The sequence below is a fragment of the Acinetobacter sp. UBA6526 genome, from assembly GCF_002434875.1.
In the GTDB taxonomy this organism is placed as follows: domain Bacteria; phylum Pseudomonadota; class Gammaproteobacteria; order Pseudomonadales; family Moraxellaceae; genus Acinetobacter; species Acinetobacter venetianus.
In genome coordinates this window covers 1-15,485 of the sequence record NZ_DJLC01000066.1, presented here as the reverse complement: position 1 = coordinate 15,485, position 15,485 = coordinate 1, and the positions used below count along the sequence as shown (strand labels likewise).

Sequence of the window (15,485 nt, the reverse complement as noted above, 5' to 3'; positions counted from 1 at the left end):
AACGCCCTGAATGGTTATGTCCAAATCAAAACTTGAGTTCTGAATCGGCAAAATGGTGGACTGATGGTCTGTACTACGCCCCTATGAATAAGCCTCAATATTATATGTTTCGAACCTCAAGACTTACGTCATTAAACTCAGCTTAAATGAAGATTTGTTTGTGAAGTAACAATTCATAACACATCTACCAATAAACCATCATGTTCATTTTCTAGTACTTTTTTTAGTCTCTAAGAACATCATAATTACATTTAAACGGAGAAGATGATGAAAAAAATCTTAGTTGCTTCGATCATGACCGCTTTTGTATTGACTGGTTGTAATACCTTTAAGGGTTTTGGGCAGGATGTGTCTAAAGCAGGTGATAAAGTTACTCAAACTGCTGAAAAAACTCAGGATAAAATGTAATTTTTTAGAACAACCTCCACAAAACCTTATCTAGACATAGATAAGGTTTAATTTGACATACCTTTCTCAGTGATATTCCCCTATTATATCGGTTCAGATTTCACCAGATTTAGCCACATCTCGCATGAACCATTCCGATACTTTAGAACTTAGCCTACAACTCCTTCGTCAACCCTCTGTCACTCCAGTCGATCATGATTGCCAAAAAATCATGGCTGAGCGTTTAGAAAAGGTTGGTTTTAAAATCGAAAATATGCGCTTTGATGACGTTGATAACTTATGGGCGCGTCGTGGAACTGAACACCCAGTGTTTTGCTTTGCTGGTCACACGGATGTTGTCCCGACTGGTCACTTAGATGCTTGGAATTCAGATCCTTTTTTACCAAGCATCCGTGATGGTAAGTTATATGGTCGCGGTTCAGCAGATATGAAAACAGCATTAGCCGCAATGGTTGTAGCATCCGAACGTTTTGTTGCTAAACATCCAGATCACAAAGGTTCTATTGCTTTCCTAATTACTTCTGATGAAGAAGGCCCATCAATCAATGGTACGGTTAAAGTTGTAGAAACTTTAGAAGCGCGTAATGAGAAAATGACGTGGTGTTTAGTTGGCGAGCCATCTAGTACCAATACACTTGGTGACATTATTAAGAATGGTCGTCGTGGTTCACTCAATGCAGTACTCACGGTACATGGCAAACAAGGGCACGTTGCTTATCCGCACCTTGCGCAAAACCCAATCCATCTAGCATCTAAAGCAATCAATGATTTATGTGAAACTATATGGGATCATGGAAATGAATATTTCCCTGCAACATCATTCCAAATTTCAAATATCCAAGCCGGAACAGGTGCAACAAATGTTGTTCCAGGTACACTTAAAGTGACATTCAACTTCCGTTACTCAACAGAAGTCACCGCAGATGAATTAAAACAACGCGTTTTAGCAATACTCGACAAATACAATCTAACTTATGACATCAACTGGACTTTGTCAGGATTACCATTCCTAACCCCAGTTGGTGAACTTGTAAATGCCGCAACCACGGCAATCAAAAATGTCGTTAATGTTGATGCAGAACTCTCAACCAGTGGCGGTACTTCAGATGGTCGCTTTATCGCGCCAACAGGTGCTCAAGTGCTAGAGTTAGGCGTTTTAAACGCAACAATTCACCAAATTAATGAACATGTGAATGTAGACGATCTAGATCCGTTAGCTGAAATCTACGAACAAATCCTTATTGAATTGCTCGCATAAAAATAAAATTAAGTAAAAAAGGAACTCAAATGAGTTCCTTTTTTACTATAAACCAAGCTTTTTTTGTATGTTTTGCAAATCTGGGACATAAAACTGTTTATCCCCCATTTTCACATATTTAAAGACATTCTGATCAGCAATATCCCGCTCTTCATCTACAATCTCAGAAATACGCAATCGAATCGATTCAGGCATTTCATTACAAACTAAAGCAAAGCGTTCTGAAACGTCATCACCCTCAATAACTAATGCAACCCCTTGCTGCTCACTCGGATCATTCACAGAAAAAACAGGAAGCTTTAAATCATGCCACTCGATATAGTCCGCATCGGTTTGAGTATCCATTGCGGACAAAACAATATTCTGTGGCAGTAACATTGGCACATTTTGATGACACTCAATAATATAAGCATCAATAAATCCAGTAGAAACTGTAATTAAATGCTGTAACTCTTGCTGGTCAATTTGACCTAATGTAGAGTTAGCGCTCTTTTTAGCCATTATTATTCACCTCTTAGCGCACTGCCAGTAAACTTTCAATATTTTCCAAGAGAGCTTCTTCTTGGAATGGTTTACCCATGTACTGACTTACACCTAATGACAACGCTCGCTCACGATGTTTCTCACCTGTACGTGAGGTAATCATGATAATTGGCAAGTCTCGATGTAATTCATGATGTCGAACAAGGTTTGTTACCTCGAAACCATCCATTCTTGGCATTTCAATATCAAGCAACATCAAATCTGGTTTAATGGTTTCAAGTTGCTCCATCGCATCCACACCATCTTTAGCAGTAACCACATCATAACCTTGTCGTTCCAACAAGCGAGATGTAACTTTACGCACCGTTACTGAGTCATCGACGATCATAATCAAGCGACGCTCATCATAACGATGTTTAGTATAAGTCTCATCAGCTTGTTTGCTACGATGGGTCGACTGCGCTTGACGTGCAATATTTTGACCATCCAAGATCAAACAAACTTGACCATCACCAAGAATCGTTGCACCTGCAATTACGCCAATGCTTGAGAATTGTTGGCCGATTGGTTTCACTACAATTTGTCCACGTGAACCAATTAATTGATCAACCAACAGCGCGGTCGTTTGCCCTTGAGCACCTTTAACTAACAGAACTGGCAATGAATGCACGATACCACTCAAACGAGGAATTGGCTGTCCCGCAACGAATTCAGACAAGTAACGTAAACGGTAATTTTCCTGATCGATTTTGAAATAGTCTTCTTTACTCTCAAAGTATTGCTCTAGTGCAGCAGGTGAAATACGGACAATACGGTCAATTTGCGCCAATGGGAATGCAAATTGTTGATCGCCAGCTTTTACCATCAAGGCATCACTTACCGCTACCGTAGTTGGAACTCGAATAGTAAATGTTGTGCCTTTACCTAATTTAGAGTCAACACTGACGTGACCACCAAGCGCCTTAATATCACTTTGAACCACATCAAGACCTACACCACGCCCTGAAATTTGGGTGACTTGAGCCGCGGTACTAAAGCCCGGATGGAAAATAAATTGTAGAATTTCTTCTTGATCAAGCTTTTGATCTTTGGTCATCAGACCAGTTTGAATTGCTTTCTGCTTGATTCGACTAACATCAATCCCTTTACCATCATCACTGAATGTCACAACAACATCAGTACCTTGACGACCAATATTTAAAACAATACTACCCGTTTCTGGCTTATTGGCTTTCAAACGATGTTCATGATCTTCAATACCATGGTCAATCGCATTACGCAGCATGTGTTCGAATGGTGCAACCAATTTTTCAAGAATACTACGATCCAACTCGCCTTCAGTATTATTAACAATTAAGTCCGTTGGTCGATTCAACGTTGATGCAGTTTGGCGCACGATACGCTGTAAACGAGGTAACAATCTAGAGAATGGAACCAAGCGAGTACGCATCAGACTTTCTTGAATTTCAGCCTGAATACGCGACTGTTGTAATAACAGACCTTCGGTATCACGAATCTTTTCAGATAAGGTTGTTTTAAAGTCAACCAAATCCGATGCTGATTCAGCTAACGATTTCGACAACTGATTTAAAGAAGAATATTGATCCATTTCTAATGGGTCAAAGTCTTCATAGCGCGAGTTTTCACCACCATGGCGTGCAATAATCTGACTTTCCAATTCGCCTTCCATACGACGTAACTGATCAGCCAAACGTTTAATCGCAAGCTCCATTTCCGTTAACGTACCGCCCAGCTGACCTAAGTCCATTTCGATACGTGAACGGTTGATTGCATTCTCACCTGATAAGTCAATCATCTTCTCAATGACATCAGCTGAAACACGAATCATCTCATTGTTTTGCTCAACCCGCTCAGAGCTTTCCCACTCACCCAACATTGAAGGTGGCTCTGTGCCATCTCCCTGAACAAACTCCATAGTATATTCAGGCGTAAAGATATCTTTGGCTGATAGTTTTTGCGGTAATTGAGCAGAAACATCCACAAACTCCATCTTCTCCAAACTTTGTTTTAATCCATCAAAGTTTGCATATTGGCGTTTAAAGATTGCATCGCTTAACCAAGCAAAGGCTGTGTTTAATAAATTATCGTAAACATTCGAATTGAAATGGTGCACACCAAACTGCTCGAATGCATTTTCTAAATGATATGCAATGATCGCAATTGCATCCAACTCAGCCATTCGTGCGCCACCTTTTAAACTGTGGGCATTACGCTGAAGTTGTAATAACAAACTACGATTACTACGTTGATCAAACCATTGTTTTAATAAGCTCTGAGCTTGTTCAAGTAGCTCAGCAGCTTCTTCTAAGAAAGTCTCTTCAACTAGAGAGCGAACTTCATCATCAGCATGTAGAGATTCCGTTTCTTGAGTCGTATGTACCGATATAGAACTTTCTTCTATTTCAGGCTGTTCGATTGGTTCTACGACTTCAAACGTAGTTTGCTCTGATGGCGGCTCAATGATCTCCGCTTGTGATTCAACGAGTTCAATTTCTTCAGCCTGATGTTCTAAAGCATCAGTATGAGTAACAGATCCGCTCGGTTGTTGAATCAATTGCAAGACATGTGTTGATGGATAGTCAACCTGCTGGTCTCGAATGATTTGAATACGATCAGCAATATCATCCTGAACTAAACGAATTAAACCAATTAACTGCGGTGAAGGCTGCAACTGTTGATTAATCAACTTTTCATAAATCGTTTCAAGCTCATGCGCGATTAAGCCGATATGACGTGCCTGAATCATATTTGCACCACCCTTTAAGGTATGCAAATAACGCATCAAATTCTTTAATGCATCCGTATTTTGATAATTCGCGGTCCATAAATTGAGGTCTGAATCAATACCAACCAATAATTCATCTGCTTCATCAAGGAAAATATCCAGTAAATCAGGATCAAACTCACGATTAGATTCGCTTGAATTTAACAATTGCTTATCTAAAGCCAATTGAGATGCTTGATCTGCTGTATCAAAAGCAGCAGTTTGGGATAATGATAAATCTAAAGTCGGCAGCTCATCACCCACCGTAGTATTCAGATTAGAAGCAGTAAATTCTAGCTCGTTTCCAATACTGAGTTCATCAATAGCTGTTTCTTCTTCAACGAATGCTTCAGAAGTAGTTTGTACATCAACAGGAGTTTCCGAAGCAACGCCTGTAGATTTACCTAAACCTGTTAAGACAGTCAGAATATGTGTTGATGGATAATCAACTTTTTGATCTCGTATGGTTTGAATCCGATCAGCAATATCATCTTGTACTGCACGAATCACACGAATTAAATCAGGAGAAGCTTGTATTTGTTGATTGATTAACTTCTCATAAATGGTCTCTAACTCATGCGCGATTAAACCGATGTGACGTGCCTGAATCATATTTGAACCACCTTTTAAGGTGTGCAAATAACGCATCAAATTCTTAAGTGCATTAAGATTTTGATGATCGGCTGTCCAACTATTCAAATCATCATCAATACCAGACAACAATTCATCGGCTTCTTCAAGAAAAATATCTAATAAGTCAGGATCAAAATCTTTGTTAGATTCAGCAGAATCAAGTAACTGTTTATCTAGTCTTAATTGGGCAGAGATATCGTTTGATTCAACTGTATTCACATTTTGAGAAACAGCTTCCTCAACTACATCCGCACTCTCAGCTAGATGCAATGGTTCTGTAATTTTTTCAGCTTCTAAGGTTTCAACATTTTGCTGGGTAAATGAACTTAATTCATTCAATAAAAGTTCATGAGCTTTAGTTAAAGTGACACGTTGACCAGCGGCTAGCGTATCAAACAACTGAATAAAGTATTGATGTACTTGATGATATAAATCAAATGCATAATCAAGATTCAACAAGTTTGGCTTGAACAATAAATCTTGATAGCTTGATCGCATTAAACTCGTGTATTGATACATCCCAATCGTCGCATGATGATGGGTATGCTGTAGCAAAAGCTCTGTTTGCTGACTTAAAGACTGAATGTATTGAGGAAATTCATTACGAGCACGTTTTTCAAAATCAAACTCAACATCTAATAAATCATTGATATTCAATTCTAATAACTGAGAGACAAGTCCCTGCGGACGAACAGCATCTCCAAGTTTTTCTTCCAATTGGAAGTCGTAACTATCCCATGCAGCATTAAAAGTATTATAAATTTGATCAAGCTGCTCTTGGACATCTTCTTGCTTCAAGGTATGTAAATAGTCACGAACAAACTGAGCATAATTTGTAAGAAGCGCTGTTTCGTCAGAACTAGAATCCAGTTCATCTTGCAACAAAGTTTTAAATAAGTTTTCTACTTTGGAACTTGCTTCAAATACTTGATCCACATGCGCCATAGCTGAACTACCACGCAATGTATGTAACGCACGAATCAAAGTATTATAGTTGTCGTTGGTTGGACGCTCATTTAACAAGAACTGATCAATTGTAGCTAAATGATCCTCTGCTTCCTCCAAGAAAATCGCGAGAGTTTCTTTAATGAGAACATCATCCATCTGATCTTCGCCAATAAAGTCGGCAGCCTCTGTGAACTCAACTTCTGCAGCAATTTCTTCAGTAGTAACTTCTTCTAAGCTTGTTGTGACTGTTTCACTATTCAGTGTATTTGCTAATTGTAATAATTCAGCTAGCGCTGGTTCAGGGCTATGCTGTTGTTGTAATTGTTGTCCTAAAAGAACCAATGGCTTTAGATTAATTTGATGCTTTTGAACCGATTTAAAATCTTGGAAAAGTTTAAAATGATAAACATTGAAAATGGCTTGGACATATTGCTGAATTTCACTGTTTAACGGAAGTGTGCCAGCAAGTACTCTGTTGAGAGTATCCTCAACCGTCCAAGCCAATTCACCAGAAGACTTCGCACCCACCATGCGACCAGAGCCTTTTAGTGTGTGGAAATGACGACGAATATCTGTCAACACATCTTGCTGATTCGGCTGCTCGATCCATTGAGCCAATAAAGGTTCTAACTCAACAAAAATCTCTTCTAACTCTTCGATAAAAATTTCGAGAATTTCTGAGTCTTGTTCAAGATAACTATCTTCAGGAAGCGTCATCGTTTCAACTAACGTTTTTAATATTTCTTTCATAGCGGCTTCTTTCGTTTTTATCCACGAGTTGTGGCTAAAAAATACGTTTATCTAACGCACAAGATGTCTTTCCGTCGAATCCTCATCTTGCCGAGATAGTCTAGATCTCTACAAAAGGAAGGCAGATACCCCATCTACCCTCCTTTCTTGACTTATTCAGGTAACTTAAAGTCTGTTACCGATTCACGTAATGATTCAGCCATATTTGCCAATTCAGAAACTGAGCGAGCTGTATCAAAAGTTGCAGTCGTAGTTTGAGATGTAATTTCCTGTACGACATTCATCGTTGTAGCAATATGACCTGCTGATGCAGACTGAAGTTTTGCAGCATCAGAAATGCTTGCAATTAACTTCGCCAAATCGCCCGATACCGTTTGAATTTCGTCTAGTGCAATACCCGCATCTTTTGCTAAGTTCGCACCACGAACAACTTCTGAAGTCGTTTGTTCCATGGAAATAACGGCTTCGTTAGTATCTGTTTGAATCGTTTTTACCAGACTCTCAATCTGCTTCGTCGCTGATGCAGACCGTTCTGCAAGACGCTGTACCTCATCCGCTACAACGGCGAAACCACGACCAGCTTCACCTGCCATAGATGCCTGAATAGCAGCGTTTAATGCCAAGATGTTTGTCTGGTCGGCAATATCGTTAATCAGAGAGACGATGTTACCAATCTCTTGTGAAGATTCACCCAAACGCTTAATACGTTTTGATGTTTCTTGAATCTGTTCACGAATATGATCCATACCTTCGATCGAACGGTTTACAACTTGCGCACCATTCGATGCAATTTGTACCGAACGTTGTGCTACATCTGCTGATTCAGAAGCATTTGCAGATACTTGGTCAATAGACAATGCCATTTCGTTCATCGCCGCTGATGCACCTGCAATTTCTTGCGCCTGATGCTCAGATGCCTCTGCTAACTGATTGGTAATGTTCTGCGTATCTTGTGTATATCGAGCAACCTCTTGCGAAGTGTCCGTAATACGAGATACAAGATCACGTAATTGATCAATCGCAAAGTTAATCGAGTCAGCAATTGCCCCTGTAAAGTCTTCAGATACTGTTGCATATGAACGTAAGTCACCATCTGCAAGATCGGCAATTTCATCGAGTAAACGTAAAATCGCATTCTGGTTACGGTCATACTCATCTTGTAAGCGTGTAACACGCTCTTTATCCGTATTACTACGCAATGCAAGTAACTGTAATGCTGAGAAAACTAGTAATCCTAAAGCTCCAATTAATACGATACCTGCGATAACATTAGCCCAACCACCTTCAGCTTTATCAGATAAGGTATTTAAAGCACCAAGTAAATTATCTGATTGTGAGAAAATTTCAGACGAAGCCTGACGTACACGAACGATTTGATTGGCGTTCTTTAAAACTGTTTCAGCTGCTGATTTCAAAACTGCATCATAGTCAGACTTAATACTATCAACAGACTCGCGTAGATCAGGTGATGTAATACGTTCTACGCCTAGCTCAGCACTACCATTCAATTGAGCATTTAAGTAAACACCAAAGGTATCAATATCTGCGCCGAAGTCATTTGCAGATACACTAGAGTTATCTGTACCAACCAGTACCGAGTTAATAGAACGCAAAATACGTTCCGCAATAAACACTTGGTTCTTGGTGATGATTACCTGACTACTTGGCATGTTCTCACGAACCATTTGATCGACCATCAAGTTATACTCTGCCTGAATCTCAGGAATGGTTTCACTGATCGAAATATTGGTATCGTATAATTGATTAATAACTTTTTGTTGCGATGTAATTAACTCAATATTTTTAGCAACCGCACCCCAAAGCGTATCTACTTTTTTGTACTCTTCTGAACCTGTACCGTAAACACTTTCAACGGTTTCAAGGTTCGTTACAAATCGCTGTTGAGATTCAACTAAGCTTTTCATTGCTTCTGGTGTACCAGATGCAGTTGCTTCAGTCGCTTGACGAGAAATCATTTGCGATAATAAACGCAACTCACCCAAGCTACGAGTCAACTGATTCGAACGAGGCACACTAACGAAAAGATAAATCAAGAGAATAACTGCTAGAGCCAAAGCAATTAACGCACGATAAAGAATAGGCTTTGATTTTTCAGTTTCACCGAAGATTCGAGAAAACTGATCGAGTTGCGTACGGATCTTTTCTAGAAACGCACCACCACTTTTTGAGCCAGCACTATCGCTACCGCTAGCATTTTTCTTTTTAAGTTTAAAGCCCATATCAGCTTCTCCCCTGAATACGCGTTTATCTTCCGTAGCGCATTAAATTAGTTTATAAATTTTATTGATGCATTCATGTATTGAGGATTTTTCAATAACCGACTCAGTAAAAATACATGCCATTGTTGATTATGTTGATGGAAATACCCCTGACAATAGTCTTGCAACTTATCGTCTAACTCAGCACTTTGAGAAAAGAAACTCTTTTTATTAAAGTGCTGAATCCCCAAAACTTGGTCAACAACCAAGCCAACATACTGATCTTGATGACTTATACATATTACTTTTTGTGTCGGAGAAAATTGGCTGCGTTGTCCTGAAATAAAATGTGTTAAATCAGAAACAGAAAGCAATCGTCCTCGAATATTTGCCAAACCACGTACCCATGCCTGAGTATTTGGAACTGGGGTATATTTCGGTGGATAAATCACCTCAGAAATTTCCCCCAATGGTGCAACAAAATATTGCCCTAACATCTCAAATGCGATACCAGACCATCGGCTGACTTCATTTTGAGTTGAAGCATATTGTTTATTGCCTCGCTTGGATAAGCGAAGCAATTCGATAAATCCATTTGCTGCCATAACCTATCCCGTATTGAGTAATGAAAAGGCTCGTATGAATTAACTTAATAATTGTTTAATTACATCAATAAGCTGTTGCTCATCAATTGGCTTGGTCAGATAATCACATGCCCCTTGACGCTTACCCCATACACGATCTGTCGCCTGATCTTTGGTACTTACAATCACGACAGGAATGTGTTGTGTATCTTTGCCTTTACTAATTTGACGAGTCGCTTGGAAGCCATTCATCCCTGGCATCACCACATCCATAAGAACTAAATCAGGTAACTCAGCTTGTGCCATTGTTACGCCATCAGCACCGTTGGTTGCTTCAATTACTTCATAACCGTGTTTTGTTAAAATTTCTCTAAAACGAAAAGTTTCAGTAGGAGAATCATCTACTATAAGTATACGAGCCATTTTTTCCTCAATTTAAATTTTATGCGCTAACATGGTTACGAATCGCATTTAACAGCTCATCTTTACTGAATGGCTTTGTTAAATATTCATCAGACCCCACAACGCGCCCTTTTGCTTGGTCAAACAAACCGTCTTTGCTTGACAACATAATCACTGGAATATTTTGATAGTTTAATGAATTCTTGATTAGGGCACAGGTCTGATAGCCGTCTAAGCGCGGCATCATAATATCAACAAAAACGATATCAGGATTTGCTTCGGCAATTTTCGATAAGGCTTCAAAACCATCAACCGCTGTCACAACTTCACAACCTTCTCGCTGGAGTAAAGTTTCAGCCGTACGTCGAATTGTTTTTGAATCGTCAATCACCATTACCTTTAAATTTTGAAATTTATCTTCCATTTAATTGTCCTGCCCCATTCACTCAATACAAATTATGGTTGGTTTAATTTGTTTTATACAGATTAGTTGATATTTTTAACATATCTCTACTTGCATTATCAATGAAGTTTTTTGAACCAACATATCAGTTTCCCACAACAATAATAATTAGGTCACACTTTTCATCAAATAACTATTTTTTTTGCATACTAAGTATTTTTAATTGTATAAATAGCTACTAATATACAACTGATTATTATTTAAAAATAAGTGATTTAATTAACTTTTATCGGGGAATGTAATGACTGGTTCGTTAAAGTTCGGTTTCCGTATTAGCGACTTTACAACGATTGCTCGTAATTACATTTGCGCTGTTTTTTTATGCGTTTTTTGCTCTTCTAGCTTTGCAGCAATCGAGCAACCTAAAGCAGTTTGGTATCGTTATTATGATAAAAATGGTGTGGCAAATGTAAGCACATCAGTGAGCCCCGAACATATTCGTTATGGCTATGAAGCACTTGATCGCAATATGCAAGTGATCAAAAAAAATCGTCCTTATAATGCCGCCCAAGATATTCAACAATCTGCACGTAGAGAGTCTATCGCTAGGCAAAGAGAGCAAGATTTACGACTTAAACGCGCCTATGGCAATACAAAAATTGCTGCCTCAAAACGAGACCAAATTTTAGCAACATTGAAGAAGCAATTAAATTATCAACAAGATCAGCTTCAACAATTACAGCAAGATAAAATTGCATTTAAGCGCCAAGAAATGGAATATCATCGCAAAGGACAGGCAATCCCAACACAACTCAAAAACAATTTAGAAAACAACAACAGAAACATTGATAATGTCAAAAGAACAGTTGAAAGTTTACGTAATGCTTATCATAAAACCGAATCTGACTATGAAGATATTATCAATCGCTTACGTATATTAGAGCAAAATGATGCGAATCGAACGCGCTAGCTTAACCATTGCTTAAATCATAATCTCTACACACTCGCATCACTTGGAAGAAATGCCACTGTTTAGTTTTTCCGAAATCAATGATTTCATGGCATAATGCCTACTCTTCAAAATTGATCTGTTTATCTATCATTTTTGTTATCTTCTTTAAATAACACTTAACTTTAGGATAGTTTCCATGCGCGCAAGCCGCTTTTTATTTGCAACGTTAAGAGAAACCCCAAATGATGCTGAAGTCATTTCACACCAGCTCATGTTACGTGCGGGGATGATTCGTAAATTAGCTTCTGGTTTATACTCTTGGTTGCCCATGGGAACGCGTGTTTTAAAGAAAGTTGATGCGATTGTTCGCGAAGAAATGAATCGTTCTGGTGCTTTAGAAGTATTCATGCCAGTTACCCAACCCGCTGCGCTTTGGGAAGAGTCTGGCCGTTATGAACAATATGGTCCAGAATTGTTGCGCTTTAAAGATCGCCACGATAATCCATTTGTGCTTGGTCCAACACATGAAGAAGTGATCACAGATTTAGCACGTAACGAACTAAAAAGTTATAAACAGTTACCTTTGAATTTTTATCAAATTCAAACTAAATTTCGTGATGAAATTCGCCCACGTTTTGGTGTGATGCGCTCTCGTGAATTTATCATGAAAGATGCCTATTCATTTCATGCTGACCAAGCTTCTCTCCAAGAAACTTACGACGTAATGTATGACACTTATAGTCGTATCTTTACACGTCTTGGCTTAGACTTCCGTCCAGTTCAAGCAGATACAGGTTCAATTGGTGGTTCAGCTTCTCATGAATTCCACGTACTTGCTGCAAGTGGTGAAGATGATATCGCATTCTCAACTGAGTCAGACTTTGCTGCTAATGTTGAAATGGCTGAAGCTGTTTTAGTTGGTGAACGCGTCGCTGCAACTCAAGCTTATACGCTTGTTGATACGCCGAATCAAAAAACCATTGCCGATGTATGCCAGTTCTTAAACAGCGATGCTAAACAATCCGTTAAAGCACTTTTAGTACAAGGTCCAAGCGATGAGAAAGGTCATACACCAGTGGTTGCCCTGTTCTTACGTGGCGATCACGAACTGAATGATATTAAAGCTGAAAAGCATCCCTTAATCGCTGCGCCTTTAACTTTTGCAACTGAAGAACAATTACAACAACATGGATTAACTGCAGGTTTCTGTGGCCCGCAAGGTCTCGTTGAAAAAGGTTTAACGGTTATCATTGATCGCGCTGCGTCTGTTCTATCTGACTTTGTAGCTGGTGCAAATGAAGTTGATAAACATGCAACTGGCGTAAACTGGGATCGTGACGCAAAATTCACAGAAGTATTTGATCTTCGTAATGTTGTTGAAGGTGATCCATCTCCTGATGGCAAAGGCACGATTCAAATTAAACGTGGTATTGAAGTTGGCCACATCTTCCAGCTTGGTACAAAGTACTCTGAAGCATTGGGTTGTAAGGTTCTCGGTGAAGATGGTAAACCATTTACAGTGACTATGGGGTGTTATGGCATAGGCGTAACACGCGTAGTTGCTGCTGCAATTGAACAAAACTTTGATGCTAAAGGTATTATTTGGCCAAAAGCGATTGCACCTTTTGAAGTCGCAATTGTTCCAATGAATGCACATAAATCACCTCGCACACTTGAAGCTGCTGAAACTCTATACGCTGAATTACAAGCGCAAGGTTACGATGTATTACTTGATGATCGTAACGAGCGTCCAGGTGTTAAATTCTCTGATCTCGAGTTGATGGGAATTCCACATCGTATCGTAATCGGTGAAAAAGGTTTAGATGCTGGTACTTTTGAATACAAAGGTCGCCGAGATGCGGAAGCGAGTAACTTAAGCAAAGATGAGCTTATGGCTCAACTCACTCGTTAATTAAAAATTTCGCGTATAAAAAAAGCCGTTTTAGAACGGCTTTTTTTATTGCTCAGTTATACAGTTAAATCTTTAATCGTTTCTGAAGGTCCATTCTTTTTGACCGACTCAATCCCTTTCTCACGAGACTGTTCACTGGCGTAAAGTTGACTTGTACCAATTACTTGATGATTTGCAGCTTTTAAATTGAAATAAGGCTTCTCATTCTTAGAAGTTAGTCGCTCATATCGAACATCATCGGGACTATTTTTTTGCACTGATGCAATTCCATTCAATGCGGCAGCTTTAGTCTTATATAATTCGCTATTTAAAATAGTTTCAGCATTACCCGCTTTTAATACAAAACGATATTGCCCATCACTCGCTTGAGTTACCTCGAACCATCCAGCCATAAAGACCTCTATTTATTCAAATTGATTATTTGTTATTCATCCAATATAGATCAGCCAACCGCAATTAAAAAGATCGTATTTTGTTCACTTTTAGTAATTTACTTCACTTATAAAATAAAAAGGGAGCATGCGCCCCCTCTCACCACAAATCAAATTAAACTTTTTTAACAAATTCTGATTTTAGTTTCATAGCACCGACACCATCAATCTTGCAATCGATATTGTGCCCATCACTTGCATCTGGCACTAAACGAATACTTTTTACTTTCGTACCCACTTTAACAACGGAAGATGAACCTTTAATCTTAAGATCTTTAACCACAGTAACGCTATCGCCATCAGCTAGAACATTACCATTTGCATCTTTAATTATTTCTTCTGCTTCAGAAGCTTGAGTTTCTCCGTCCTTCCACTCATGTGAACACTCTGGACAAATAAGAAGGTCGCCATCTTGGTATGTATATTCTGATTGGCATTTTGGGCAATTTGGCAAAGACATAAAAAATCTCAAAAATCCTATTATGATAGATAGAGACCATTTTTCAAAATTTCAGGACTGAATCTCTTTTCCATACAAATAATTTTTTAGTACCAACGCATGATTTAACTCAGGGCCTTTTGCTGCATAAATTAATGTTAATGGTTGTTTCATTGCAATTTGTTTTAGTTCGTCGATATAAGGATTCTCCCCTAATTCTTGGTAATAGCCTTTTTGAAAACTTTGCCAATGTTCAGCCTGATGACAAAACTGTTTCCGTAATGCATTGGAAGGTGCAATTTCCTTTAACCACAAATCCAAATGTGCCCGTTCTTTTGAAATACCTCTTGGCCATAAACGATCTACAAGCACACGTATGCCATCTGACTCATCAACTGAATCATAAATACGCTTAATTTCAATTTGCATCACTTCCTCCAGATTGTTTAAAACTAACTCTCCATTGAGATATCAATGACTTGTCCATGTGAATCAAAACTAACGCAAATCACATAATTAGTCACTTGGTCAGGCAAGCTAAAATCGAGCATTTCATAGGCTTCTATTTCCTCATCATCCCCTTCATGCTGGAGGACCAAAGCATCTAAAACCTGTAAGGGTGTCGGTGAGGATGTCCCAAAATGTTTAACCCAATATTCAGGTTCAATTTCTTCCAAATGATGTTGTATATATAAATCAACGCTATCTTCAGCTTGTTGATCTTCTAAGGCCAATTGCATGGCAGCTCGTGCTAGTTTTTCACGTTGCTGTAAAATGGATAACTCTTTCATTTCCCCACCTCAAAATATCAAATTTATTATTAGTTTTTATTTATATTTCAACACTTCAATTATTGAACCGTACCGGGTTTGTCGGAG

The 15,485-nt window shown here is 38.8% G+C and carries 14 protein-coding genes; 4 read left to right on the top strand and 10 right to left on the bottom strand.

What is annotated here, in order from left to right:
- The first annotated feature begins 264 nt into the window (after nucleotides 1–264).
- Both B4237_RS04490 and dapE read left to right on the top strand, forming a co-directional pair.
- Nucleotides 265–408, top strand: a complete 144-nt coding sequence (locus tag B4237_RS04490) for an entericidin A/B family lipoprotein (RefSeq protein WP_017196706.1) — start codon at nucleotides 265–267, stop codon at nucleotides 406–408.
- Nucleotides 409–532: 124 nt separating this feature from the next.
- Entirely contained in the window at nucleotides 533–1,666 is a 1,134-nt protein-coding gene (gene dapE, locus B4237_RS04485) for a succinyl-diaminopimelate desuccinylase (protein ID WP_061516938.1), read from the top strand.
- A gap of 45 nt (nucleotides 1,667–1,711) precedes the next feature.
- On the opposite strand, the gene B4237_RS04480 is transcribed toward dapE, so the two are convergent.
- The 6 genes from B4237_RS04480 to pilG form a co-directional block, all read right to left on the bottom strand.
- Entirely contained in the window at nucleotides 1,712–2,167 is a 456-nt protein-coding gene (locus tag B4237_RS04480; RefSeq protein ID WP_004877156.1) for a hypothetical protein, read from the bottom strand.
- Between the two features lie 13 nt (nucleotides 2,168–2,180).
- A complete protein-coding gene (locus B4237_RS04475) occupies nucleotides 2,181–7,265 on the bottom strand; it encodes an Hpt domain-containing protein (RefSeq protein ID WP_278595413.1) in 5,085 nt (1,694 codons plus the stop codon).
- Between the two features lie 152 nt (nucleotides 7,266–7,417).
- On the bottom strand, nucleotides 7,418–9,505 hold the full coding sequence (locus B4237_RS04470; RefSeq protein WP_278595414.1) for a methyl-accepting chemotaxis protein: 2,088 nt from the start codon (nucleotides 9,503–9,505) through the stop codon (nucleotides 7,418–7,420).
- Nucleotides 9,506–9,552: 47 nt separating this feature from the next.
- Entirely contained in the window at nucleotides 9,553–10,089 is a 537-nt protein-coding gene (locus B4237_RS04465; RefSeq protein WP_007482460.1) for a chemotaxis protein CheW, read from the bottom strand.
- Between the two features lie 39 nt (nucleotides 10,090–10,128).
- The gene (locus tag B4237_RS04460) at nucleotides 10,129–10,491 is read right to left on the bottom strand and encodes a response regulator (RefSeq protein WP_004877164.1); all 363 of its coding nucleotides are present in this window, start codon (nucleotides 10,489–10,491) and stop codon (nucleotides 10,129–10,131) included.
- Nucleotides 10,492–10,510: 19 nt separating this feature from the next.
- A complete protein-coding gene (gene pilG, locus B4237_RS04455; protein ID WP_004877165.1) occupies nucleotides 10,511–10,894 on the bottom strand; it encodes a twitching motility response regulator PilG in 384 nt (127 codons plus the stop codon).
- A gap of 280 nt (nucleotides 10,895–11,174) precedes the next feature.
- Here pilG and B4237_RS04450 point away from each other — a divergent pair, with 280 nt between their 5' ends.
- Entirely contained in the window at nucleotides 11,175–11,843 is a 669-nt protein-coding gene (locus tag B4237_RS04450; protein ID WP_004877168.1) for a hypothetical protein, read from the top strand.
- A 178-nt stretch (nucleotides 11,844–12,021) separates the two neighbouring features.
- Nucleotides 12,022–13,737 (top strand): proline--tRNA ligase, encoded by a 1,716-nt coding sequence (locus B4237_RS04445; protein ID WP_278595415.1) that lies wholly within the window; start codon nucleotides 12,022–12,024, stop codon nucleotides 13,735–13,737.
- Between the two features lie 56 nt (nucleotides 13,738–13,793).
- On the opposite strand, the gene B4237_RS04440 is transcribed toward B4237_RS04445, so the two are convergent.
- The 4 genes from B4237_RS04440 to B4237_RS04425 form a co-directional block, all read right to left on the bottom strand.
- Entirely contained in the window at nucleotides 13,794–14,129 is a 336-nt protein-coding gene (locus B4237_RS04440; protein ID WP_004877172.1) for a YegP family protein, read from the bottom strand.
- A 154-nt stretch (nucleotides 14,130–14,283) separates the two neighbouring features.
- Nucleotides 14,284–14,628, bottom strand: coding sequence for a zinc ribbon domain-containing protein YjdM (locus B4237_RS04435; RefSeq protein WP_007482458.1), 345 nt, complete (start codon nucleotides 14,626–14,628; stop codon nucleotides 14,284–14,286).
- 51 nt (nucleotides 14,629–14,679) lie between these two features.
- Nucleotides 14,680–15,036 carry a DUF488 domain-containing protein gene (locus B4237_RS04430; RefSeq protein WP_278595416.1) on the bottom strand — a complete coding sequence of 119 codons (357 nt, stop codon included), beginning with the start codon at nucleotides 15,034–15,036 and terminating at the stop codon, nucleotides 14,680–14,682.
- A gap of 23 nt (nucleotides 15,037–15,059) precedes the next feature.
- Nucleotides 15,060–15,398, bottom strand: a complete 339-nt coding sequence (locus B4237_RS04425; RefSeq protein ID WP_004877177.1) for a DUF2004 domain-containing protein — start codon at nucleotides 15,396–15,398, stop codon at nucleotides 15,060–15,062.
- Nucleotides 15,399–15,485: the final 87 nt, after the last annotated feature.